The following is a 266-nucleotide window of genomic DNA, read 5'->3' as shown; positions in this document are numbered from 1 at the left end:
CTTTAATCGCGACTCATCCTCCACAAGCTTGTGCCGAGCAAGCTGTCAGGGCGTCAGATCAGGAATCATTAGGCTTACGCACTGCAACCGATGCGTTTCATCGTCAATTGATCTGTCAATCGTTGGAGGAAGCAGAATACAACTGGGCTCAAGCGGCACGAAGACTCGATGTGGATCGTGCAAACTTAACTCGTCTTGACAAACGACTCGGCATACAACTGCACAGAAACCACAGTATTGAATGACTTGACGCGTTAACTCTCACT

Annotated in this window: 1 pseudogene; it reads left to right on the top strand. The window is 48.5% G+C overall.

Annotated elements, in window-relative coordinates:
- A pseudogene (locus V0R37_RS22375) lies at window positions 1–245 on the top strand (hypothetical protein); the annotation flags it as partial.
- Window positions 246–266: the final 21 nt, after the last annotated feature.

This window comes from Pollutimonas rozaliensis (assembly GCF_048751585.1).
Taxonomy (GTDB): Bacteria; Pseudomonadota; Gammaproteobacteria; order Burkholderiales; family Burkholderiaceae_B.
The sequence above is the reverse complement of the archived record's forward strand: the minus strand, read 5'-3'. Positions and strand labels throughout refer to the sequence as shown.